General features: G+C 27.5%; 16 protein-coding genes, 1 pseudogene and 1 other annotated feature. Of the genes and pseudogenes, 9 read left to right on the forward strand and 8 right to left on the reverse strand.

Annotated elements, in window-relative coordinates; all coding sequences use genetic code 11:
* Positions 1-84 precede the first annotated feature (84 nt).
* Together NG901_RS02185 and NG901_RS02190 are read right to left on the reverse strand one after the other, a co-directional pair.
* The gene (locus NG901_RS02185; RefSeq protein ID WP_252212112.1) at positions 85-963 is read right to left on the reverse strand and encodes a metallophosphoesterase family protein; all 879 of its coding nucleotides are present in this window, start codon (positions 961-963) and stop codon (positions 85-87) included.
* Positions 964-1,006: 43 nt separating this feature from the next.
* Entirely contained in the window at positions 1,007-1,549 is a 543-nt protein-coding gene (locus NG901_RS02190) for a hypothetical protein (protein WP_252212113.1), read from the reverse strand.
* A 175-nt stretch (positions 1,550-1,724) separates the two neighbouring features.
* Here NG901_RS02190 and mscL point away from each other — a divergent pair, with 175 nt between their 5' ends.
* Positions 1,725-2,141: a large conductance mechanosensitive channel protein MscL gene (gene mscL, locus NG901_RS02195; protein ID WP_252212114.1), complete on the forward strand. Its 417-nt coding sequence runs from the start codon at positions 1,725-1,727 to the stop codon at positions 2,139-2,141.
* 127 nt (positions 2,142-2,268) lie between these two features.
* Here mscL and NG901_RS02200 read toward each other — a convergent pair whose 3' ends face one another.
* The 3 genes from NG901_RS02200 to NG901_RS02210 form a co-directional block, all read right to left on the reverse strand.
* The gene (locus NG901_RS02200) at positions 2,269-2,997 is read right to left on the reverse strand and encodes a 3'-5' exonuclease (RefSeq protein WP_252212115.1); all 729 of its coding nucleotides are present in this window, start codon (positions 2,995-2,997) and stop codon (positions 2,269-2,271) included.
* A 247-nt stretch (positions 2,998-3,244) separates the two neighbouring features.
* Complete coding sequence (locus tag NG901_RS02205) at positions 3,245-4,171, reverse strand: hypothetical protein (protein WP_252212116.1); 927 nt, start codon at positions 4,169-4,171, stop codon at positions 3,245-3,247.
* Between the two features lie 128 nt (positions 4,172-4,299).
* Positions 4,300-5,124, reverse strand: a complete 825-nt coding sequence (locus tag NG901_RS02210; protein ID WP_252212117.1) for a hypothetical protein — start codon at positions 5,122-5,124, stop codon at positions 4,300-4,302.
* 127 nt (positions 5,125-5,251) lie between these two features.
* Between NG901_RS02210 and NG901_RS02215 the strand changes: the two genes are divergently transcribed.
* From NG901_RS02215 to trpS, 3 genes are all read left to right on the forward strand, one after another.
* On the forward strand, positions 5,252-6,796 hold the full coding sequence (locus NG901_RS02215; RefSeq protein WP_252212118.1) for a hypothetical protein: 1,545 nt from the start codon (positions 5,252-5,254) through the stop codon (positions 6,794-6,796).
* A gap of 141 nt (positions 6,797-6,937) precedes the next feature.
* Positions 6,938-7,528 (forward strand): ECF transporter S component, encoded by a 591-nt coding sequence (locus NG901_RS02220; protein WP_252212119.1) that lies wholly within the window; start codon positions 6,938-6,940, stop codon positions 7,526-7,528.
* A gap of 323 nt (positions 7,529-7,851) precedes the next feature.
* Positions 7,852-8,130 (forward strand) — a binding site (T-box leader).
* Between the two features lie 52 nt (positions 8,131-8,182).
* Complete coding sequence (trpS, locus tag NG901_RS02225; protein WP_252212120.1) at positions 8,183-9,202, forward strand: tryptophan--tRNA ligase; 1,020 nt, start codon at positions 8,183-8,185, stop codon at positions 9,200-9,202.
* A gap of 127 nt (positions 9,203-9,329) precedes the next feature.
* Here trpS and NG901_RS02230 read toward each other — a convergent pair whose 3' ends face one another.
* The gene (locus NG901_RS02230; protein ID WP_252212121.1) at positions 9,330-10,253 is read right to left on the reverse strand and encodes a DUF5692 family protein; all 924 of its coding nucleotides are present in this window, start codon (positions 10,251-10,253) and stop codon (positions 9,330-9,332) included.
* Between the two features lie 276 nt (positions 10,254-10,529).
* Between NG901_RS02230 and NG901_RS02235 the strand changes: the two genes are divergently transcribed.
* Both NG901_RS02235 and NG901_RS02240 read left to right on the forward strand, forming a co-directional pair.
* Positions 10,530-11,120, forward strand: coding sequence for a DUF2238 domain-containing protein (locus tag NG901_RS02235; RefSeq protein ID WP_252212122.1), 591 nt, complete (start codon positions 10,530-10,532; stop codon positions 11,118-11,120).
* A 276-nt stretch (positions 11,121-11,396) separates the two neighbouring features.
* The gene (locus NG901_RS02240) at positions 11,397-20,633 is read left to right on the forward strand and encodes a glycoside hydrolase family 94 protein (RefSeq protein WP_252212123.1); all 9,237 of its coding nucleotides are present in this window, start codon (positions 11,397-11,399) and stop codon (positions 20,631-20,633) included.
* Between the two features lie 589 nt (positions 20,634-21,222).
* On the opposite strand, the gene NG901_RS17070 is transcribed toward NG901_RS02240, so the two are convergent.
* Positions 21,223-21,348, reverse strand: coding sequence for a hypothetical protein (locus NG901_RS17070; RefSeq protein WP_286674020.1), 126 nt, complete (start codon positions 21,346-21,348; stop codon positions 21,223-21,225).
* 498 nt (positions 21,349-21,846) lie between these two features.
* Here NG901_RS17070 and NG901_RS02245 point away from each other — a divergent pair.
* Positions 21,847-22,409, forward strand: a pseudogene (locus NG901_RS02245) (hydrolase).
* A 218-nt stretch (positions 22,410-22,627) separates the two neighbouring features.
* Here NG901_RS02245 and NG901_RS02250 read toward each other — a convergent pair.
* The gene (locus NG901_RS02250; RefSeq protein ID WP_252212125.1) at positions 22,628-23,017 is read right to left on the reverse strand and encodes a hypothetical protein; all 390 of its coding nucleotides are present in this window, start codon (positions 23,015-23,017) and stop codon (positions 22,628-22,630) included.
* 318 nt (positions 23,018-23,335) lie between these two features.
* Here NG901_RS02250 and NG901_RS02255 point away from each other — a divergent pair, with 318 nt between their 5' ends.
* Positions 23,336-23,794: a MarR family winged helix-turn-helix transcriptional regulator gene (locus NG901_RS02255; protein WP_252212126.1), complete on the forward strand. Its 459-nt coding sequence runs from the start codon at positions 23,336-23,338 to the stop codon at positions 23,792-23,794.
* Between the two features lie 304 nt (positions 23,795-24,098).
* On the forward strand, positions 24,099-26,027 hold the full coding sequence (locus tag NG901_RS02260; protein WP_252212127.1) for an ATP-binding cassette domain-containing protein: 1,929 nt from the start codon (positions 24,099-24,101) through the stop codon (positions 26,025-26,027).
* Positions 26,028-26,250: the final 223 nt, after the last annotated feature.

Here is a 26,250-nt window from a genome sequence, read left to right on the forward strand (position 1 = left end):
TATACTAGAATATTAACACTTTTTTAAAATACAGTGATAAATTAAAAAGCCAATGCTTAATAATACTAAGCATTGGCTTAAAAATTAAAAAAAAGTCTTGTCTATTTTAAATTCATCAAGTTTTTTACCTTTTGAGCTTATTGCACATACTTTTATACAATCTGAATCTATATCTACGACTAAAAAATGATATATAGCAATAGGGGGTACTATAACTCCTTGTTTACTTTTATATTTATCACGAAGTTTTTCACCACCACCACCTGCAATTACTTGAATGATCTCTCTTTCGTAAGCAAATTTTCCGTTATTAAATGAATTATTAATTATTCTTCTAGAATAATTATGTTCATGTCCGGAGAAAACTATATCTATATCATATTTATCAATTATTTTCCAAAAATAATCTCTATATTCAGGATATAAATCAAGACAGTGACCAAGATGAGCTCCTGTAGGAAATGCTGGTGAATGTACAAAAACAAGCTTATTTTTCTTATATTCAGAGACTTTTTTTTCAAACCAGTTAAGTTGAACTTTATCAATTTTATGGGTTGATCCATAGTGAAAAGCATTAAGTACTATAATTCTAGTATCATCAAAATCTATATAATAAACTGTCTTATTATATTCATCAAGAAATTCACTAGGTTTTAAATCACTATAAATAGTACTAAAGATTTTTTCAAATCTATCATCTATAGGCTCTATATTAACTTCATGGTTACCTACTACAGGTATCAATGGTTTATCTGGATGATATTTTTCTATTAAGTTTCTTAATCTATTTAATTGAAAGGTTAGTACTTCCTCTTTACAACTTCCAGCTACAGTATCTCCACACATTACAATAAATTCAGGCTCAGGATCTAATTTGCATGTCTCGTTCATTATTTCTTTTAATACTTTTTCATTTATACCATTTTTTTTGCCTTTTGAGTCACTAAAAATTATAAATCTCATTTTTTCTCCTCTTATAATAGTAATTGATTAATTTAATGATAATTTACTTAGAGTAATTTAACCATTTAGTATAAATATTAGGTCTATTAGTTTTTACAAAATCTAAAAATTGTTTTTTATAACCAAGTTTTTGTAAGCTTCTAATAATTAAATATGGGTATATAGTTTTCTTTTTCATAGCTCTAGCAGTATCAATGAGTCTTATTTCATTTGATGATGTCAGAAAAATATGAAATAGTGCTGCATCCAATCGGGAATATCCTACCAAGTTCATAGCTTCATAAATTTCAATAATCTTATTTGAAATATTTCCAGTAAGGCAATGTGTTGATAAGTATTTATCTAACTCAATACCATCTATATATTCACGTATAATATAATCTTCACCAAATGAATAAAGTCTTGGAAAATGAGAATCTATTTGAGCCATAGCCAAAGTTTCTATTTCATCATGGCAAACTTGTTTTCTTTTAAAAACTTTTATACATTTATGTGAGTCAATTTTGTATACTTTACCTTGAGTTCCAGCGCCTAAAAATTTCAAGTGTTTTATATTGAATCCAGCATATAGTTTAATAATAATCACCTAATCATATAGTAATATAAGATTAATATATGATTAAGAATAATTTTTTGATTAATATATTTATTTTTTATTTTTCACATCAGGAAAATTAGTATTTCCTTTTTAGACACGTTATGTGATAAAATATCAAGATATATAGCCATTAGAAAAACGAAGGAGGAAAAAAGAAAACTTTATGAAGAAATTTTTGAGTGAATTTAAACAATTTGCACTAAAAGGAAGTGTAATTGACTTAGCAGTTGGTGTATTAATAGGTGGTGCATTTCAAGGAATAGTAAAATCATTAACAAATGATATAATATCACCAATAATAGGGGTGTTTGCCAACAAGGATTTTAGTGATTTAACATTAGAAATTTTTAGTGTAAGTATTAAATATGGCTCTTTTATAACTGCAGTCATAAATTTTTTAATTATGGCATTTTTAATATTTTTACTTGTTAAAGGTGTAAACAAATTAAGTGATTTAGGAATAAAAAATAAAGTTGAAGAAGTAAAAGAACCTACAAATAAAGAATGTCCTTTTTGTTGTAGTGAAATTGACATAAAAGCCACTCGTTGTCCTAAATGTACATCTCAGTTAGAAGAATAAAATTTAAATTATTAATAGGATTTTATTAAAGGTACATGTATTTAATATGTGTACCTTTAATAAATTATGAAGTTAAAAATGTTATATTAATAATAGCAAGTTAAATTTTACCATGATAATATATTTATTATTTCAAGAATTGATTAGTTCTGCCCATATTGTAGGCAAGCTTTATTATTGACTTTTCTTCTTCAGACATTTTTTTATTATACATTTTTTCAAATTGAGCAAATAATCCCTTAGTATTAACGTCTTGCTTAGGCTTTGAAATTCTTTTTGTACTAATATTATTATAGGTACTAGCTTCTATTTCAGGAGTATAAAGTTTTTTAAATATTTCAGCAGTATAATAAGCATCATTAAACGCATCGTGAAAATCTTCTTTAATAGGAATATTAAAAAATTCAACAGCAGATCTTAAGCCGATTCTGGTTCCCTTGGGAGTTTTTATATATTTTGAAGCGATTTTTTGAACATCGATATATTTTTTAAAGTTATCTATTGAGCTTAAATTGTGAAATTTTATATTTTTCATAAGTTCTTTAATGTCAGAAGTTCCCCAAATACATAATGTAAATTCTTCATCACTAATAAAATTTACGAAATCATTATATACATCAGGAAAATAATTATGTAAATTTACCATTGCAGTTGTTATTTTAGTTAAGTTTTCTATATAAGGATGAATTTCTGTATGAATAGTAGGTTTAACTAATCTATTAAAGGTTGAAGTTATTTCTAAGTCATTATTAAGTTTTAGTGCTCCAATTTGGATTATTTCAAAAGTAAGTTTGGAAGCATTGGCGTCCTTTGACTGTTGTTGATTAAATTCTAAATCATATACTATATAGTTCATTATATTTACCGTCCTTTTATATCTCGTATATATTAATATTAGTATAACCACTATAAAAATAAAATCTATAAATACAAATTTATTAAATAAACTACAGGAGTGAAAGAATAAAAAAATGCTATATAAGGAGTAATATTTAATAATACTTCTTATATAGCACTAAATTGAGATTTTACATTCTATTATAGTTTTAAGCTAATAACAAAATAATATATTTAATAATCTGAGATTCTTTGTTTTAATACAATTATACAATTACTTTTTGAGCACTACTAAGAATAGGAGCTGCTGGAGTTAAATTAGTTGTTATAACGAAATCTGGTGAAGTACATACTGTTGAAGCAGTTCCACCTGATGGTGTATAAACAAGTTTTGCAGTTGCATCACTATTAACAAAATCATCAGTTACATCAGCGATGTTAGTACCTGTCTTTGCTGGTACTTCAATATAAACTGTGTTATTCTTCATGTTTTGGCTTTGAGTAAATTTAATAGTTATAACATTACCAACAATTGTAGCTACAGTTGGAGTAACTGGAGTTTGAGCTGCATCTCCAATATATACCTTTATATTTGCTTCAGGTCCAGGAACAAGGTGGCTTTCAGCAGTTATAACTATTTCATATTCTAATTCAGTAGTTTCCATACTGCCTATACCAGGAATATTAGCCATAAGGTATAAATCTTTGTTAGGAGCTTTTTCTACAGTATAGGCACTTCCAAATCCAAATAGATTACATTTTCCAAAGGTATTAAGTGTTGCTTCAGCAGTAGTAGTAGATAATTCAGTACCAGTTGCATTTAATGCTTTAATAGTTGCGATATTTTTTAATGGAGTACCTGCAGCAGCAGCAGCAGCTATAGCAGCAAGTAAAGTATCAGCATTTGTTACAGTAACAGGAATTGAAGCTTTTACTTTTTTTATTGCAGTAAGATTTCCTACTATTGTGTTGTCAAGAGCTAATGCTATACTAGTTGCTGTAGAAGTATCAGTGACTCCAGCAGTAGTTGCTGTAGTACTATCATTTATATAAATTTTAGCTGGTTTTGTAGTTGTATTATAAGATAAACCTGCAGCTAATGGATCAGTAATAGTTATTTCGTCAAATGTTGTATTTACTGGGATATTAAATATAACATCAAATTGTAATATTGAACCGGTTGAAATACGCATTTTTTATCCTCCCTATATATTAAGTTAGTTTAATTAATAATTAATTTTGTTTGAATAATTATTAATATATAATATGATTATTTATTAAATATTGATACACAATACATATAAAACAAAATTTTACTTTTTTACATAATAGTCATTGAACTTGAATGTATATTTTTGAAGTTTTGGGAATCAAAAGAAATAATTAATTTTGATGGAATATTATTATCACATTTTGGAATATTGCTTATATTAAAAAGTACATCATTATCTATTTTCTTTGCATACACTTTAAAAGGTTTATTATTTAATTTAGCAGTAACACAGGATATATCAGAAATAAAACCTATAGGTGTTGAATATTTATAAATCATATTATTTACAGGTGCACAACCAGTATTTTCTATTTCTATCTTTCCACAATTAGAATCAGTATTTATTTGTAAAATAGCTTGGTCAACAGTAATTATCAAAGGCATATTATCTTCCTCAATAAAAGGCTCATTTGATGATAGGGGAGATAAAAGATTTATATAATTACTGATAGATGAATTAATTAAGTTTTTGAAGATAGCTTTAATGTAAAATACAACATCTAACTTTTCATTTGGTTCTAATTTACATAAACATACACAGTTGTCATTAAAATTGTCACAGGAATATACTTCTTTTGTATTAGAATTGATTAAAGAACCTGGGATGAATTTAAAATTGCTGTCATTTGAAAATTTCAATTTTAAAGGATAAATAGTACTATTACTTTCATTTTTAAAAATTAAATTTACTGATATTATATCATTAGTTTTGATTTTAAAATTAGAGGACAAATTATAATTATTATTATTGCTAAAATATAATTGTTTAGGACAATTTTCATAAAATGGAATATTAAATTCTACAGGTAGATACTCATCAGTGGAAGTAGAAATGACAGGATTAATTTTGATTTGTTTTTTTAATTTAAGCATATTTTTCTCCTTAAATTTTTAATACTTACAGTATATTCATATACAACTAATTGGGGATTTTATGAATACAAGTAAGTTGTTATTTCATAATATGAAGTAATAAGTGATTAATAGAAAGGAATTTTATATGTATAAAGATGAAGAAAATAATATTAAAGATAAAGATATAATTAATTTAATTAATTATAAGAACAAGATAATAATAATAACTTCAGATATAAATGAAATTACTTTTACAAGTGAAGGAAATGAATGCAATGCAGGAATACTTGTTAAGAATAGAAATAGTGATTTAATAATTAAAATAAATAATGTGTATTTAAATTCTGTTAATCAAATTGCGATTGATTTCAGAGGAGGAAAAAATTGTGATTATAAAAATAAATTAGTATATTCAGGAATTAATACTATAATGAGTGAAGATAATATTGGTATTTGTATAAGTAATAATCAAACTGTTGAAATAACAGGTTGTGAAAATTGTAGATTAAATATAAATGGTGGATCAGAGATGCCAGCAATAGGAAATAACGAATGGACAGCAGGAGGGGGACATCTTATATTTTCAGGATATGGCAATATTGAAATAATAGGTGGAGCTGGATGTAAATGTTATGAGAATTTAGAACATAAAGGAAAGTGTGGTTCTTATGCTATAGGATTTTGTGAGACAAATATTAACGACACTTCAACAATAAAGATATTAGAAAATGTAAATTTAAAGGCAATAGGTGGAAATGGTCAAAGTATTTCTAGTATAGCATTAAATAAATGTAGTGGTTGTGGTGGTGCTGCAATAAGTATAGGAGATAATAGCAGCTTTGAAAAAATAGGTTTAGGTGTTTTAGAACTTATAGGAGGGGACAGTGGAGAAAGTATAGGAGAATATGCTTGTGGCAATTGTGCAAATGGTGGAGATGCTATTAAAATTAAGAGCGGATTAATTAATATTAATAGTCCAGCTATTTTAAAAGGCGGAAAAGGTGGAAGTATTAGCTCCAAGTGTAAAAATGTTATTTCTAAGGGTGGAAAAGGTGGGGATTGTATTTCAATTTCAGAAAGTGAGTTAGATGAAAAGTTAAAAAAAGTTAAAATAAAAATTGATAATTGTGTACAAGCTAAAGGCGGAGATGGTGGAAATTCTGGAGTTTATTTTAATAATGAAAATATATTAGGAAATGACGGTGGGGATGGTGGTAATTTTATAAATTCTAATGATTTCAAAGTGGAAGTTGCTATAGGTGATATTTACTTTAAGGGTGGAAAAGGTGGAAAAGGTGGAGAAGGTCAGATGAGAGGTCATAATGGAATAATAGGTAATAAATTTAAAGGTGATAATATTTATTATACTGAATTTATAAAAGAAGAAAACCATAAATTAGGTAAATATAATGAAGAGATAGATGATTTAGTTGATGAAGGTAGTAAACATTCAGATGAATCTGTAAAAGAGGAACAACAAAAATTATGTGAGGTATTAGAGCTGGTAATAGATAAACAATTTGAAGGGAATTATTTAGAAAATCATGAAGATTCAGGTGAAGAAGAAAATAAGCTTGTTAAATTAGAAAATGAAATTTTAAATGTAGAATATATGGAAGTATCAAATAAATCCAATAATATTATGATAAGAATATTTCAGCATATAGTAAATTTAATTAAGAAAAATTAAATTATATGAAGAATGGAAGATTAATAAAGAATTTTACTTGAAAGACTTGTATCCATACAATTGCAATAAATCTCTTTGAGTAATATAATTATTTTGCAGTATTTTGAAAGTAAGATATAAATTACAAGGGGAGATAATTATATGGAAAATAAGAATAAAAAGATTATGAAATTAATACAAACAGCTATACTTGCAGCATTATGTTTTGTATCATTTACATTTCTTCAAATTAAAATTCCAGTACCAGGGGGAGATGCTACTTCATTGCATATAGGAAATGCTTTTTGTGTACTTGCAGCATTACTTCTTGGCGGATGGTATGGTGGATTTGCAGGAGCTATTGGAATGACAATAGCAGATATACTTGATCCTGTATATATTTTAGGTGCACCAAAAACTTTTGTATTAAAATTTTGTATAGGTTTAATAACAGGAGTCATAGCACATAGATATGCAAAAATTGATAGTAGCAGTGATAAACAATATATATTTAAATGGAGTACAATTGCTGCAATTTGTGGTTTAGCATTTAATGTTGTATTTGATCCTATAGTTGGATATTTTTATAAACAATATATATTAGGTCAACCTCAACAAATGGCCTCTGTTTTAGCAAAACTAAGTGCAGTGACTACATTTATTAATGCAGTAGTATCTGTGGTTTTAGTTAGTTTTATATATAATGCAATAAGACCAATTTTAATAAAGTCAGGATTACTATTAAATGATTAAAGCATTAATTAATAAAAAAGTAGTAACTTATATTTATAGTACGAGTTACTACTAAATTTTATTGGCGTGTTTTAATAGAATAATAAGTATTATATAATATAATAAATTAAAGAAAGGCAGAGGTAGTTTCAACAATGAGAATATAATTTACACTTTTATTTATTAAGTATAACAAAGAACTTTTAACTAAAAAAATAGTCTATATATTAGGACTTTTTTTGTTGTACTAGCGGTTTATCACTATAATAAAGAATAGGGATGTACTTGAAGTAGATATCATTGACAATTTAGAAAAATAAAATTATAATAGTAAAAAATATATTAATAATCTGATGAAGAGGAAGAGTAATTAGATTAAGCTTCAATAAAGAGAGCTAGGGACGGTGAAATCCTAGTAAGAAGAGATTTAATGAATGGGCCTCAGAGGAATAAAGAGAAATCATAGTTAGAGAGTATCGGAATGGTGTGCTGCACCTTATAGCAGATAGAGTATGTTAGTACTTGATTTTGAGTGGTGTAATTATAAAAAATTAGGGTTTGCTTACAATTATTTTTTATTACACAATTTAGGTGGCAACACGGATATTATCTCCGTCCTATTAATTTAGGACGGAGTTTTTTTGTTTAATAAAATTAAATCAAGGAGTGAGTTTTATGAAAAAAGAAATAATTTTAACAGGAGATAGACCAACAGGAAAATTGCATATTGGACATTATGTAGGGTCTTTAATGAATAGAGTTCAGTTACAAAATTGTGGTTTGTATAATAACTATATAATGATAGCAGATCAACAAGCATTAACTGATAATGCACGAAATCCAGAAAAAATAAGGAAAAGTTTAATAGAGGTTGCATTAGATTATTTGGCAATTGGAATAGATCCATCAAAATCTACAATTTTCATTCAATCTCAAATCCCAGAGCTTAATGAATTAACTATGCATTATTTAAATTTAGTTACAGTTTCAAGGTTAGAAAGAAATCCAACAGTTAAAAGTGAAATTAAAGAAAAAGATTTTAATGTAAGTATTCCAACTGGATTTCTTATTTATCCTGTAAGTCAAGCAGCAGATATTACAGCTTTTAAGGCAGATGTTGTTCCAGTTGGAGAAGATCAACTTCCTATGATTGAGCAAACTAGGGAAATAGTAAGAAGTTTTAACTCAATTTATAAAAAGGATATATTAATAGAGCCAAGAGCAGTACTTCCAAAGGAGGGATTAGGAAGATTACCAGGAATTGATGGGAAGAATAAAATGAGTAAGTCGTTAAATAATGCAATATATCTATCAGATGAACCAGATATAATAAAAAACAAGATTATGTCTATGTATACAGATCCAAATCATATTAAGGTAGAGGATCCAGGTGAAGTAAATAATAATACTGTTTTTACATATTTAGATGCATTTTGTAATGATAAGATTAAGTTAGAAGAGATGAAAGAACATTATAAGAGAGGTGGTTTAGGTGATATAAAAGTAAAGAAGTATTTAAATGAAATACTTCAAGCAGAACTTGAACCAATAAGAAATAAAAGAAAAGAATTTAAAAGAGATATAGCATATGTATATGATGTTTTAAAAAATGGAAGTGATAATGCCAGAAATATAGCAGCAAATACTCTTTCAGAAGTTAGAGAAGCAATAGGAATAGAATACTTTAAATATTAGAGAGTTCAGATTTTAAATGAAAAATCAATAAAAAGAGTATAGACAGAATTATTTTAAAAAATCTAAATAAATATTTAATTAGGTGGCTGTATCAAATTTATTTTAATACAGCCACCTCATTATAGTATTATTCAGATAAGGATTTAATTTCTTTGTAGCTATTAAGATCTGTATAAAGTTCTCCCTTTATAGGATTACGTTTTGTTTTCTTAATCTTATAAATATAGTATACAAATACTGCGATATTTGATAATAATGCTGCTAAGCTTACGATAAATAAAGCAGTTGTATTATGTGATGATCTAACTGCAAATTGAGATTCATCAATGAAACTAGGACATGTCATTGCAAACATGCACCACAATGCAAGTGTTTGTGCACGATGTTGTAACCAAGCACCTTTCTTTATAAAGAAAGCGGCAATTGTAGGAGCAAAAAGTAATGCTAGACCACAGTACCATGCATGGTTAGGTAGGCAATTATATGTGTATGCAAAGTTCCAAATATCATATGCTATAATCCAGAACCAAAGCATATCAGGCCATAACATATCTTTGCTCTTATCCTTACTGATACAGATTCCAAACCAACCTGTAATTGTAATGATATTTAAGATACCAGCAATCCCATTCATAACATTCCAAGAACCGCTTACAGTAACCATTCCCTCAAACACTTCTTTATTAAGATGTAGTCCGTAAATTTGAAAATCACGTGCTACTGCTTCACAAATATTGATTGCTAAAATTAATGGTGGGAAACATAAAGCCCACTTTTTGCTACTAGCACCTTTTATATGTCTAATTAGAAAGAAACCAATACATCCTGCTAGTGATGAATATACTTTAGCATAATGAAACCAATCATTTACGCTTGTCCCTTTAGTAGTTTTGGGCCATACAACAAAAGTAAGAAATAACGGTAAGATAATGAAAAGCAATAGTCCACCCCATTTAAACCTACGGCCTAATTCATTAAGTACAATTAACATTAGGAATACTGTTAATAGCATAAGCCAATTCGAAAAAGGCTGTGCTTCAAAAAAAAACATAATTAATCCCCCTTAGTAAAAATACAATTGTTATAGCATTTTATAACTAATTTTGTTATTATTTACTAATATTAGTATACACATCTATATAATGCTTTATAACTAAATTTAAAATTTTTTATAATCTTAGAGTTAATGTTCATTTCTACTAATTCTTTTATTTTTGTATTTATATTTTTTACGTAAAAGGAAAAGATATAAATAAATAATTAATTTTATATGCAATTATATTTGTTTTTTTAGAAATAAAAATATCTCGAAAGGAAAAGATTTTTAATGAATAATAGAAATAGTAAGCTAACTATTAGAATAGCAGTATTATTTGAAATAATTTTAGTGATTTCTGCTGTTTTTAGTATTATATCAAAACAATGGAAGAGTTCAGCTTTGTTACTCTTAGCTATTATATGTATTATACTTCCTTTTATAATTACCAATATTGCTAATAGAAAGAATATAGTACTACCTTCTAGCTTTCAATTAGTATGGATATTATTTATTTTACTTACACTATACTTTGGAGAATTTAAGAAATTCTATATTACATTTTGGTGGTGGGATTTACTTATTCATGCTATATATGGTAGTTATGCAGTTATTATAGCATTGAATTTAATTCAAGGAATTATTACAAAGAATAAACAAACAACTAAACAACGATTTACTATTTTTAGCCTAATATTTGCATTTAGTTTTTCAATTGCTTTAGGTACTATATGGGAAGTATTTGAGTTTGTAGGAGATTATCTATTTAAAACAACTATGATAAAGGGTGGCCTTGAAGATACGTTATCAGATCTCATTGTAAAAGTTTTATCTGCCTTTATTACTTCTATAATATGTTATTATAGTGAATCGAGGAACTAAAAATAGTGAATTTTAGATCTAATATGATTGGTAATAGAGTTTTAGCTGTTAAAGGAATCATCTATTATTTTTTTAATAAACTTAAAAGCCAATGCTTAACAATAAGTATTGGCTTGAAATTTTTAATTATGATATCCAAAATATCGATACGCTAATTTTGACGAGTTCTTTCTTTGCTTATTTTAAAATTTAAGAATTTTTTTTGTAGTTTTGGTAAAAATAACTTCATTGAGAACTATGCTTAAGTCATATTTAATTAAGAAGGGAGTTTTTTACTTGAAGAAAAACAATTCTTATGGATTAAGAAGGAATGTTTTAAGAGAGCTTAATCAAGGATTTTCTTGTATTCATGAAAATTTTAAGTATTTTAGAAAGTTATCCAAAGGAAGAAATAAAGTTCTTGGAGCATCTGAGTGGCTTCTTGATAATATATATTTAATTGAAAAAGAATATAAGGCAATTAAGAAGGAAATGCCTATTGATTATTTTAAGTTATTACCGTCCATGACAGAATTTATTGATAATATAGATCATAAGAGAACGCATGAAATTAATAATACATTTAAAAGTAAGAATTTTGATGAGAAAAGAGATTTTGAAAAGAAAAATTATGAAAATTATAATGAATCTGAAAATGAACTTCCCCGTATTTTTGTAGTTGCAAAGAATTATGTAAATTTAGGCGGAGATATTGATGGTGAGAGCTTTATTAAATATATTAATAAAATTCAGGAAGAAAATTTAGGTGTGGATTTAGAGTGTAATAATGTAAGTGAAAAATTGTTTAGTAAAATAGATAACAGTAGGAGTAATATAGATGGACCAAAAGAGGATATTAATATTGTAAATAAAGATATGGCTTTTACTATTGGTGAACTTTGGGCTTTTCCACTTATGCTTAAAACAGCAATAATAATAAATTTATCACAATATACTAATAATCTTGTTGATATTCAAAAGGAAATCTTACAGGGAAAAATTGTTGCTGAGAGAGTTGTAGATGCTATAAGTAACAATAAACTTAATGAGGAACTTGAAAATATTAATGCTAAAGTTAGTCCGTTATTTTTAAGAGAATTTTTTAGAATTTTAAGGGAGAATTCCATAGAGAATAAGAGTATTTATGATTTTGTAAGGCTTAAATGGGGAATAGAAGAAGATCTTAATAATTATACTACTAGGAGCAACTTAAGAGAGGAATTTTTAGAAAGATATATTGGGAACTATATAACTTCAATTAGAAAAATTGAGAATATAAGTTGGAGAAATTTCTTTGAAAATACATCTTTAGTAGAAAGGATTCTAAGAGAAGATCCTGTTAATGTTTATGGAAGCATGGATTTTGAATCTAAGGATTATTATAGGCATAAACTTGAAAGTATAGCTAGAATAACTAATAAAAATGAACTTAAAGTAGCACATAATGTATTACAACTTTCAATAAAGAACAAAAATGAGAACAAGGAATCTTATAAGTGTCATGTTGGATATTACTTAATTGATAATGGTATAAGTGAATTGGATGGATATTATAATAATGTAAATCATGCAATTTCTGAAGGTACATATTTAGCAATAAATATTTTGGGAACATTTCTTATAAGTACACTTTTTTTATTTATAAGTAGCTTGGGTGGCGTAAAGTATACTAAGGCTGAGTACCTAATTTTATTTTTAGTCAGTATAATTCCTATAAATGAAATTATAATTGGACTTATTAATTGGATTGTAAGTAAAACCGTACAGATTAGATTAGTACCTAAGATGGATTTTAGTGAAGGAATTCCAGATGATTGCAAGACAGTAGTAGTCATTCCTGCAATTGTAAATTGCAAAGAAAAGGTTAAATCTCTTATGGAAAAATTGGAAGTTGCTTATTGTGGAAATAAGGACAAAAACATTTATTTTGCATTACTTAGTGACTTTGCGGATTCAAATTTTCAGGTTGAAGAGAATGATAAGGAAATAATTAAATGTGGAATTGAATGTGCAAGAAAGTTAAATAATAAATATTCTAAAGATAATTACCTAAATAATAATGAAGCAAGATTTTTCTTTTTTAGTAGAGAGAGAATTTATAATAAAAAGCAAAATGTTTTCATGGGAAGAGAAAGAAAACGTGGAAAGCTTATGGAATTTATGGCTCTCATCAGAGGAAAAACAAATCATACTTATAATGTTCTAAGTTCAGAAATAAAAATACTTAAGGATGTTAAATATTTAATTACTTTAGATGAAGATACATTTATGCCAAGAGAAAGCACTTTTAAACTTATAGGTGCCATGAGCCATGTACTTAATGTACCCTATGTTAAGGATAATGAAGTTTTAAGAGGATATGGTGTTATGCAACCTAAGGTTAGCATAAGTTTAGAATCTAAAAATCAAACATATTTCTCAAATATTTTTGGTGGAGAAGGAGGCGTAGATGGTTATTCAGTAGCTTATTCTGATACATATCAGGATTTGTTTGGTCAAGGATCTTTTACAGGCAAGGGAATAATTAATATAGATGAATTTTATAATATACTAAATACTTCAATAAAAGATGATAGAATTTTGAGTCATGATCTTTTAGAAGGAGCTCTTGCAAGATGTGCCTTAGTTAGTCAGGTGGAATTCATAGATGGATATCCAGCTTTTTATGAGAGTAGTTGTAGAAGATTGCATAGATGGGTTAGGGGGGATTGGCAACTTATAGGTTGGTTATTTTCTAAAAAAATAAGTTCTCTTAACAAGTGGAAAATATTTGATAATTTAAGAAGAAGCCTTTTAGCACCTAATTTATTAATAGCATTGATTCTTTCTTTGACTATTTTAAATGGAAGAAGTCAGATTGCATTACTCTGCTTTTTAGCACTTATGAATTCTTTAGTGTTTACAGTTACAGATTTTGTTGTTACCCCTAAAAATAAACTTATGGGAACATTTAAAAGTTTTCAGCAAATACTTTTAATATTTACATTTATTCCGTATCAAGCATTTTTAATGATGGATGCAATAATAAGAACATTATTTAGACTATGTATATCTAAAAGAAATCTTTTAGAGTGGCAATCTTCTGATTCTGTAGAAAAAAAATATAGTAATACTTTTAAATCATATTTAAAAAGAATGTGGATTGCTCCAATAATGGGATTATTAGTATTATATTTATCTATCTATAATCCTATTGGGGTTATTGTTTATAGCGTAATTGTTGCTGCACTTTGGATAGTAAGTCCATATGTAGCTTATTGTATAAGTAGAAAAATTTCTAAAAATAAAATGATTTTAGATGATGAAGAAATTGTTTATTTAAGGAAAATATCAAGAAGAATATATGCTTACTATGAGGATTTTGTTAATGAAGAAAATAATTATTTAGCACCAGATAATTATCAAGAAAAACCTTTTAAAGGAATTGCTCATAGAACATCTCCAACTAATATAGGTATGGGGCTTGTTTCAAATGTAGTGGCTTATGACTTAGGATATATAACAATGATGGAGTTTATTGATAAAACAGAGATGATATTAAATAGCATGAAAGATCTACAAATGGTTCATGGACATTATCTAAATTGGTATGATACAAAAACTAAAGCTCCACTATGGCCAAGATATGTATCAACTGTTGATAGCGGAAATCTTTTGGGAGATTTGTGGGTGCTGAAACAAGCTATGGAGGAATTAAAGGATAAAGAAGTTATAAGAATAAATGAACTTATGTCATTAAAAGATATCTATAATATAATTGAAAAAGATGAAGCTTCAATTGAAGCTATATTTGGTTCAAATATTAGTATTGGTGAATATAAAGATGCTTTAAATAAGATATTAGCTGAAATTCAACAACTTACACAATGTGAGGAAAGTAATAGTGACAATAAAAATAAAGCTTACTTACAAGGAAAAGAGAATGAAGAAAGTAAATATTGGATAGATAAGTTTTTTGACGAGGCTAATAAAAAGCTTAAACATTATAATTACATATTTAATGGATTAGAAAAATTATATAGTAAAGAATTTTTTGAAGGAGTTCCTAGTATTAGAGACTTAATTGATAGGTGTGAAGAATATAAGAATGAATTTGGTGATAATTTTAATAATACATTTGAGGTAAAGATTGATAATTTCAAAATATATAGTAGAAAAATAGATAATATAATTAAAGATATTAATGTGATTTCAGAAAAGATGGATTTTAAATTTCTTTATGATAAAACTAGACAATTATTCTTTATTGGTTATAACGTAGAGGAAGATTCACTTGGAAATTCTTACTATGATTTATTGGCATCAGAATCAAGAATAGCATCATTTGTTGCTATAGCGAAAAATGATGTTCCTATATCTCATTGGTTTAAATTAGGTAGATCTATGACAAATGCATTTCACACTCATTCTCTTGTATCTTGGAGTGGGACTATGTTTGAATATTTTATGCCTTCTTTAATAATGAAAAGTTATCCTAAAACTTTGCTTAGCAAAACATATAAATCTGTAATAAAAGCCCAAAAAAGTTTTTCGAAGCAGAAGAAAACACCTTGGGGAATATCAGAATGTGCATTTTATAAATTTGATGTAGATGAAAATTATCAATATAAAGCTTTTGGAATTCCAGGCATTGGACTAAAGAGAGGTCTTGAAGATGAAATTGTAATATCACCTTACTCAACCTTGATGACATTACCATTTTCTAAGAACAGTGGAATTAAAAATCTTAGAAAATTAGAGGAAATAGGTTGTCTTGGAATATATGGATTTATTGAAGCTATAGATTACACTAAGGCAAGAGAAGATAAATATGTTATAAAAAATGCAATGGACACTAATAATAAGGATAATTGTTTAATTGATAGTGATACAAAAAACTTAAATAATGAACAAATAGTTGATAGTGTATATAGTGATGGTATAAAGCCTAATAGAATTATGACATATATGGTACACCATTTGGGAATGTCTTTAATGGCTCTTGATAATGTACTTCTTAATGATATTTTAGTTAATAGATTTCATAGTTTGCCAGAGGTTAAGGCAACTGAGCTTTTATTAAAAGAAAAGATTCCTAATAATGTAACCTTTGAGAGAAATGAAGATTTTTCTATAAAGAATACGTATTTTGAAGGAGAAAACTTGATTCCAAGGAAATTTAAAGGAGCAAATCAAGATAATCCTGAAGTTTTATTGTTATCTAATGGCCAATATTCGTCAATGATAACTGTAGCTGGAAGTGGTTATTCTAAGAAGAATGATATGATGCTTTATAGATGGAAAGGAAACACCACAAGCGATGATAGTGGTATGTTTTTTTACATAAAAAACTTAAATTCTAATGATTATTGGAGTTCAACTTTTGAGCCATGTAAGAATCATGGAGATAAATATGTTACTGAATTTAATTTAGATAAGGCTAAGTTTAATAGAAAGGATGGAAATATCGAAACTCAAATGGAAGTTGTTATTTCTCCAGATGAGAATTTTGAAGTTAGAAAAATCACTTTAAATAATTTAAGTGATAAGGGAAGAAGCCTTGAAATAACAAGTTATATGGAAGTGACATTGACCACATTTAGTGCAGATGCAGTACATCCAACTTTCTCTAATTTATTTGTTCAAACAGAATATGATAATAATGAAGATGTGCTTATAGGAAGTAGAAGAGGTAGAGTTAAAGGAGCAAAAGTTCCTTACATATTTCATAAAGTTATAGTAAATGGAGAATTAGAAGGAAACATAAGTTATGAAACTTCTAGAATTAATTTTATAGGAAGAAATAGAGAACTTAAATTTCCCTTGGCTATGGATAATGACAAATCATTAGATAATACTGTTGGAACAGTTTTAGATCCAATAATGAGTATTAGAGCTAGGATAAGATTAGAAGGAAATTCAAAAAAAGAGATTTATTTTATAACAGGAACAACAGACTCTAGAGAATCTGCTATTGATATATGTAAACAAAATAAAGAAGTTGTTAATTTGGAGAAGATTTTTGAAGGCTATAGTATAAGAACACAACTTGAACTTAAGAATTTAGGTATAAGAAGTGCTCAAGCAAATATATTCCAAAGTTTAGCTTCATATATATTCTTTTTGCACAGTGGCAGAAAGGATAGAGAAGAATATATAAAAAATATTTCAAAGTATCAAAAAGATTTATGGTCTTATGGAATTTCAGGTGATTTACCTATTGTATTTTTAACTATTGAAAATACAGATGATATTAATCTAGTAGGTAATATGTTGAATTTACATTATTATCTTAAACTTAAAGGGGTAAAATTAGATTTAATTATATACAATAATGAAGAGATTTCTTATGATGAACCACTTCAAAAGAATATAATGCAATTAATAAGTACATCAAATGAAAGTAATTCTTTAAACACACCAGGAGGAATATTCGTTCACAATAAAGCTACTATGGATGCAAAGGTTAAAGATTTAATAATAGGAATTGCTAGGCTGTATGTTGATTCAAAGAAGGGGTCAATTTTAGAACAAATTACGAAAATTGAAGAGCTTAAAGTCAATAATAGTAATGAATTTTCAAGATATAAGGAATCTGTTGATGAAGAAAGTTATAAACGTAATTACAATAACATATTAGATGATAATCATGAAGAAAACTTTATGCCACAAGGCAAGAACAATTTGTTAGAAAAAAGACCTAACAAGGTAGAAACTAAGAATTTAGAAGAGGAAGCTAAGCCTCTAAATATCAACTATAAATTAGAGGTTGCAGATGAAGTAATACCAAATCTAGATGATAATATAACAGAATATAAAGAATATGATCATGATATAGACTTTTTAGAAAAACAGGATTTAATTCACGGATTAAAGGTAGCAGAAAAAGAAGATGGCATAGGAAAGTCCATGAATAAGGAAGACTTAAATATAGAGAAATTTGATAAAAATTTTAATATGCAAGATTTAGATTTCTTTAATGGATATGGTGGTTTTAGTAAGCTTGATAATAGTTATTTGATAAAACTTTCTAACTTGAAAAATACTCCAGCACCTTGGATTAATGTCATCTCTAATGATGATTTTGGATTTCATATATCTGAGAGTGGTTCGTCTTATACATGGTGTGGAAATTCTAGAGAAAATAAGATAACACCTTGGAGTAATGATTATATTAGGGATCCATTAGGAGAAGCACTCTATATTAGAGATGATTATTCTTATAATTATTTTTCCATAACACCAAAACCAGTTAGAGATTCAGGAGATTACTTCATAAAACATAGTTTTGGATATTCTGAATTTAGTCATACTGCTTATGATTTAAAAGGAAAACTAGAAGTATTTGCGCCTAAAAAAGAGAAGATAAAAATTCAGAAAGTAACTTTAGAAAATTTAAGTGAAAATGATAGAGAAATTTCTTTATTTTATTATGCAAAGCTTGTAATGGGTGTTTATGAGTATGATAGTACTAGATATGTTTCAACATATATTCATGGAGAATTTGAAGAAAATAGTAATATAAATGTAGAACGTGAGGAATCTAATAGTGCTAGCTATGTATATCACAGTGGATTCATTAGAGGATTCAATCCTTACAGTGAGTATTTTGGAAAATTTAATTCTTATTTAACTATTTTAGGAGGAGAGAATTTAAGCTTTACTGGAGATAGCAAAGAATTTATAGGAATTAATGGAGAAGTTTCTTCACCAAAAGCCTTAGATAATGAGAATTTATCAAATCGATGTGGAGGAATTTATGATCCTTGTTTAGCGGCTACTACAAAGATTAAACTTAAAAAAGGTGAAAAGAAAGAGCTTTTAATTTTATTTGGTGAGGAAGAAAAAGAAAACATAGAAAAAGTTATTGAAAAATATGAAGTTAAAGGAAATGCAGATATAGAATTAGAAAAGGTTAAAGAATATTGGAAAAATTTCCTAGGAAATATACAAGTTAAAACTCCAGATAAATCTTTTAATTACCTTTTAAATGGATGGCTTTTATATCAAACTTTAAGCTGTAGATATTTAAGTAGAAGTGCATTTTATCAAAGTGGTGGAGCATATGGATTTAGAGATCAACTTCAAGATTCTATGGCACTTGGAGTTGTTGATCCAGAAATACCAAAGGCTCAAATATTACGTAGTGCTTCAAGGCAGTATGTAGAAGGAGATGTGCAACATTGGTGGCATCCAGTTGTAAATTCAGGTATAAGGACTAGATTTAGTGATGATTTATTATGGCTTCCTTATGTTACTGCTGAATATATTAATTCAACTGGAGATTATGAAATTTTACAAGAAACTGCACCTTATCTTGAAGATGAGCCTTTAAGAGATGGTGAAGATGAGAGATATACAATAGTCAGCCAATCTTCAAAGGAAGGAACAATATATGAACACTGTTTAAGGGCTATAAAAAAAGCTCTAAAGTTTGGAGTACACAACATTCCATTAATGGGTAGTGGCGATTGGAACGATGGTATGAGCACTGTTGGGAATAAGGGAAAAGGAGAAAGTGTATGGCTTGGTTGGTTCTTGTACTCTATTTTAGAAAGTTTCATTAAAATTGCGCAGATTAAAGAGGATGAAGAAACCAAAGTTCATTATGAAGAGCAAAAAGAATTTATAAGGGAGAACTTAGAGAAAAATGCTTGGGATGGTGGCTGGTATAGAAGAGCATATTTTGATGATGGTACTCCACTTGGAAGCCGTGAAAATCCTGAATGCCAAATTGATTCTTTAGCACAAAGCTGGGCCATAATTTCAGGTGCTACGAAAATTAAATCTGGTAGTGAATCTGATTACAATTCTAATAAACGTTATATAGGAACAGTAGAAAAACACAGTGAAAGAGCACTTGAAGCAATGGAAGCTGTTGATAAAAATCTAGTGAAAAAGGATAAAGGATTGATACTTTTATTAGCACCACCATTTAGTGATTCATATCTTGAACCAGGATATATAAAAGGGTATGTACCAGGAGTAAGAGAAAACGGAGGTCAATATACTCATGCAGCCGCTTGGGTAATATTAGCTTTGACTAAGCTTGGATTAGGTGATAAAGCTACAAAATACTACAATATGATTAATCCAATAAATCATACAAAGACGGAGCTTGAATGTAGTATCTACAAGTTAGAACCTTATGTAATGGCTGCAGATGTGTACATAAAAGAGCCCCACGGAGGAAGAGGTGGATGGAGCTGGTATACTGGAGCTTCAGGCTGGATGTATAGAGTTGGTATTGAGGATATTTTAGGTCTAAAAAGGGTTGAAGATAAAGGTTATAAGGTAAATCCATGTATACCAAAGTCATGGAACGAATTTGAAATAAAAATTCAAAATGAGAAAGAAGATTATGCTATAAAAGTAATAAGAGTTGGAAATATAGATAAAGGGAAAAACTCAAATAATTTAGTTAATTCACAAGTTACAAGTAATTCAAATCAAATTAAAGATGATAAACCTAAGATAATTATAAATGGAGAAAAGATTGATGGAAACATAATACCAAGAAATTTAGGTAAGATAGATGTATTTGTATACATATAATTTATGGAAATAAGGAAGATATAAACCATTGGCAGAACTAAGAGGAGATGTCACAAAATGATTGAATTTTAATCAAGAGTATAGTTTCTTCTTAGTTTTAGATAAAATTGTTAACAAAATCAAATTGGAATAAAATGTATCAAAAATGAGTAAAATAGTTTTATATGAAATGGTAATTAAATAAAAAATATTTAACAAGATATTTTTATAATGTATACAATGATATAGAATGGTCTATAATAATTAAAGATGATATAATAAGCTATTTTTATAATGAATTTAATGAAGACAGAAAAAGAGTAATTTAAAAAATTAATAGTATGAATTTTAATGTAGGAATTTGTATATTATAAATAATAGACTTATAAAAATATGAGATTAAAAAAATATTTGTATAATAAGTAACATATAAGGTATAATTTAGGTATATTATATAGATATGTAATAAATTTATATAGATTAAAACTTTGGCTGAGATAGTTCCAATTAAGGAACCATCTCAAGATGCAATTAATATTTTTATTTGGTTAAGATCTTTGTATAGTTTTTCTTGGGAGAGATGCACTATATAAAGGTCTTTTTGTTATATTCAAAGATATTTAAGTAGTACAATAACAATTCCAAATAAAAATATAAGAATACCAAAGAACCTTTCATTTTCTTTTGCAATAAAAATCTCAAACCAACTATTTCCTTTACGTCCTTTGACCTTCATATACATTTCCTCTCTTTCTAGTCCAATATAATCTATATAAAACTGAAATATTCTACCTTAACAATTGTTATTAAACTATGTAAGGACTATTACATAAGATTTATAGTTAAGAATACGGATATATTTCAGTAAATAGACATATAAAAGGAGAAATAAGAAAATAAAGAGGTTTTTATTTATGGGAATCTATTTTTATTTACGCAAATACATTCAAATATAATTTTTAACTTTAAGCTAACAATTATAGAATATTGATTATATTTATATTTCCCTTTAATTTGAATTTTTTGGTTTTAATTCCTCTCCCTGCTACTATTGTAACATAGTTTTATTAGGAAATATATGGTAAAATTAAAGTCTATAAAAAAATAAAATATTATGTAAATAATATTTTTAACTAAAATTTTTATTGGGGATGTATAGTTGTTATGAAATTAGATTTAATAGTTATTAGATAAGATATTTACTATGACTTAAGAGTTGTAAGAAGAAAGGAATTTGCTTACTGAGTACAATAAAGAAGTATTTCATATTCAACATGCTTTAACAGTTGAAGGTACTATGCATTATTTTTCAGAAAAATTAGGATATGTAGATGAAGCAGACTTTTGGTCTATAGTAGGGTTACTTCATGATTTGGATTTTGAAATGTATCCAGAACAACATTGTAGCAAAACTCAAGAAATTATGAGAGAATACGGTGTTGATGAGAGATTAATAAGAGCAGCAGCTAGTCATGGATACGGACTTTGCTCAGAAGAACAACCTAAACCGGAGCATCAGATGGAAAAAGTATTATTTGCAGTGGATGAACTTACAGGATTAATTGGTGCAGCTGCAAGAATTCGTTCATCTAAGAGCGTTATGGATATGGGACTTTTAAGTCTTAAGAAAAAGTTTAAGGATAAGAAGTTCGCGGCTGGATGTTCACGTGATGTAATTAAACAAGGTGCAGATATGCTTGGTTGGGAATTAGATAAATTATTTGAAGAAACAATTCTAGCTATGCGTTCTTGTGAAGAATATATTAATATAATCAAATGGAAATCTATAATAATTAGTGAATACATATCTGACTTCATGGCAATTAAAAACTAAATAATTTCCAAAATTAATTCTAAGAAAAAAATAATAGAAAACCACCAAACTCTAGTATTAAATTGATTTGCAACAACAAATTTACTAGAAAAGATGGCTTATTTAAGACTTTAATCTAGTTTGTTTGATAAAAAAACAGGTCGCCTCAAAATTAAGGCGACCCTTTTTATTTTACATTAAATTACCAATTTATAGATATAAAACCATTAATAAGGTTAATTCCACCTCTTCTAGGTGAATAAGCTTTTACTTGAAGAGATATATTATCTTCATAGTTAGGACATTGGTTTTCATCTGCTGAAAATGGCATAATAAATGAATTATAAGTTGGTTTTGAATTTATACTTAATAATTGTGTTACCATTTCCTGTTTTAATCTTACAATTATATCAAAAGTTGTACCATCTTCAAGAGAAACTGTACGAACTACTTCAGTATCACCATCTCTATTTAAAGAAAGTGTGTTTTTAGGAATAATCCAATCAGCTAATGATTCTATAGCATATTTAACACCAGCTTCCCCTAATTGAATTACCAAGTTTTTTAATTGAATAACAAATGCATCTTCCATATTAATCTTTAGTTCCCCCACTAATTATAGAATTAGTAACTATTATTTATATTATATTATATGATTTTATACTTAAAGTGTTACTATTTAATAATTATGGAAAAATATTATAAAGTTAGATATAACGCTGTTTAGATAATGGATTTTAGTAAAAAAATATTTTTATGTCTACTATAAAGAAAAATTTACTTCTCTTCAATAAGGTGAGTTAGTTAATAGCATTATATATAATTTCTTTATTGCAATTATTTTATTAAAGTGCTAAAATAATTTCTAAAAGGAAACTATATTTTATTAACATTAATGAGGTGTTTATTTATGAATAAAAATTTATATAATTCTAAATTAGAAGAAGGTTTATCACGACTTCAATGTGAACTTGTTGCTGAAAGAAATAGAATAAACCCAGATAATATTTCTTGGTTTCAGTATGATTTATTGGAGTGTTTATATCAAACAAATGGAAGTCTCCCTGCAGAATTAAGTAATAGATTAGGTGTTTCACGTTCTAAAATATCTAAAGGGTTAAAAATTCTTAAAGAGATAGGCTATATAAAACAAGAGAAAAGTAATTATGATGCAAGAGAACTTTGGACAGAATTAACAGATAAAGGGTTTAATTTTTTAAAGGATACTGAGAAAGGACATGAACATTTAGCTGAAATTTCAGCATCCGCTTTAACTGAAAATGAACAAGTACTTTTTGCTGAACTATGTATTAAAGTAAGCAAAATTTTTGGAGAAAGAAGGGGATACTATGACAGAAGAAATGATTGAGATACTTCATGCAAATGAAAATAATCTTAAGGATATATCAGTAAATATTCCAAAGAAAAAAATCACCATAATCACAGGGCTATCTGGTTCAGGAAAATCTTCACTAATTTTTGACACACTAGCTGCTGAATCTCAGAGAATGCTGAATGAAACCTATTCTTCCTATATTCAACGATTGTTGCCACACTATGGCAGGCCTAATGTTGAGAAGATTAATCATCTTCCTGTGTCTATTATTATAGATCAAAAGAAAATAGGCGGAAATGTACGCTCAACAGTTGGAACAGTTACTGATATTTATACCTTGTTACGTCTTCTATTTTCGAGAATAGGAAAACCTTTTGTTGGTTATTCAATGAACTTTTCTTTCAATAATACAAATGGTATGTGTTCCTATTGTCAAGGCTTAGGAGTAGTTAAAGATATTGATATTCATAAGTTAATCAATTTTGATAAAAGTTTAAATGAAGGTGCTATTCAATTTCCTACATTTAAACCAGGCGGATGGCGATTAAGTCGTTACACCGAATCTGGTTATTTTGACATTCAAAAACCTATTAAAGACTACTCTAATTTAGAGCTTAATACGTTGCTTTATGAAGAAGAAAAAATACCTGATAACCCTACAAGCAATTGGCATAAAACAGCCAAGTATACTGGACTTATTCCCAGAATCAGAAGTTCCTTTTTAGAAAAAGAGCAAAAACAATACAAAAAAGAAATTGAACAACTTGTTGATGAAAAGATTTGCCCTCATTGTGGTGGAAAACGTCTTAATACTACGATTTTATCCTGTAAAATTAAAGGAAAATCAATTGGTGATTGTGTGGATATGCCATTAAATGAATTAAAATCTTTTATTCAAACAATCCACGAACCAAAAGTTCAGGCAGTCGCTCATGATATTCTCAAGCACTTAAGCACATTAGAAGAAGTAGGATTAGATTATCTTACACTAAACCGCACAACTAATACATTATCTGGTGGAGAGTCTCAACGTATTAAAATGTCAAAACATTTAAATAGTAGTCTTAATGATATACTATATATATTTGATGAACCTAGTATTGGATTACATCCTCATGATATTACTGGTATAAATAAGATATTCAAGGGGCTTAAAGAAAAGGGAAATACAGTTATAATCGTCGAACATGATCCTGATGTAATAAAAATAGCAGATCATATTATTGATATGGGACCAAAATCAGGAGTTCATGGTGGAAAAATTATTTTTCAAGGAACATATTCAGAAGTATTAAGCAGTTCTACTGCTACTGGTATTGCTTTATCTCAAAAACATAATATAAAAGAAACAAATAAAAATTTTACCTATTTTTATGAACTTAATAATGTAAAAATGTTTAACTTAAAAAATTTATCTGTAAAAATACCTAAAAACGCATTAACAATTGTAACAGGAGTAGCAGGTTCAGGCAAAAGTACGTTGATTACACGTCTTTTCCGTAATAAGTATCCAGATAGCATCCTTTTAGACCAAAGAAGAATTTATACATCTTCTCGTTCAATATTAGCTACATACATGGGTTTGTTTGATAAAATCCGAACTATATTTGGAAAGACAAGTGGTCAATCTAATTCATTATTTAGTTCTAATGGAGAAGGCGGGTGTCCTTTGTGTAAAGGAAAAGGAATAATTAAAACAGACCTTGCATTTATGGATGATGTGGAACAAACTTGTGAGTTATGTGATGGAAAACGTTATAAGAAAGAAGCATTGAATTATAAGTATAATGGATATACAATAAGTGATATTCTTAATCTCACAGTTGATGAGGCTTTAACAGTTTTTATTGACAAAGATATAAAAAAAATATTATATACTATCCAAGAAGTAAATCTAAGTTATATTAAACTTGGACAATCGCTTGATACACTATCAGGAGGAGAACTTCAGCGATTGAAAATAGCTTCAACACTTTTAAATGATACTGGTGAAATTTATATATTGGATGAGCCAAGCACTGGATTACACGAATCAGATATCCAAAAGTTAATAGAATTATTAACCAAATTAATTGAGCGAGGTAAAACAATCATTACATTAGAACATAATTTAAGTGTAATGTGCCATGCTGACTGGATTATTGATTTGGGGCCTTTCGGAGGCTTTAATGGTGGAGAATTGATGTATATGGGATATCCAGAAAATATTATACGATGTTCTTCATCCTTGACTGGGAAAAGATTGTTAGAATATACTCAAAGATAATATATTAATAAAATATATATTGTACCTGTAAAATAGTTACTAAAAATAGAGAAAGTATCATTCTTTTTCCTTTTTAATTGCAAAATATCTGCTTAAGATCATCTAGAACAATTTAAAGGCTACTTAATATTTAACATTATATTCATTAGCTTTATGTGAATATAATCTTCTATTATTGACATAATAAATATTGTTTAATAGATTAAATTTAAGAATGGAGTGA

The organism is Clostridium sp. CMCC3677 (genome assembly GCF_023845585.1).
In the GTDB taxonomy this organism is placed as follows: domain Bacteria; phylum Bacillota; class Clostridia; order Clostridiales; family Clostridiaceae; genus Clostridium; species Clostridium aquiflavi.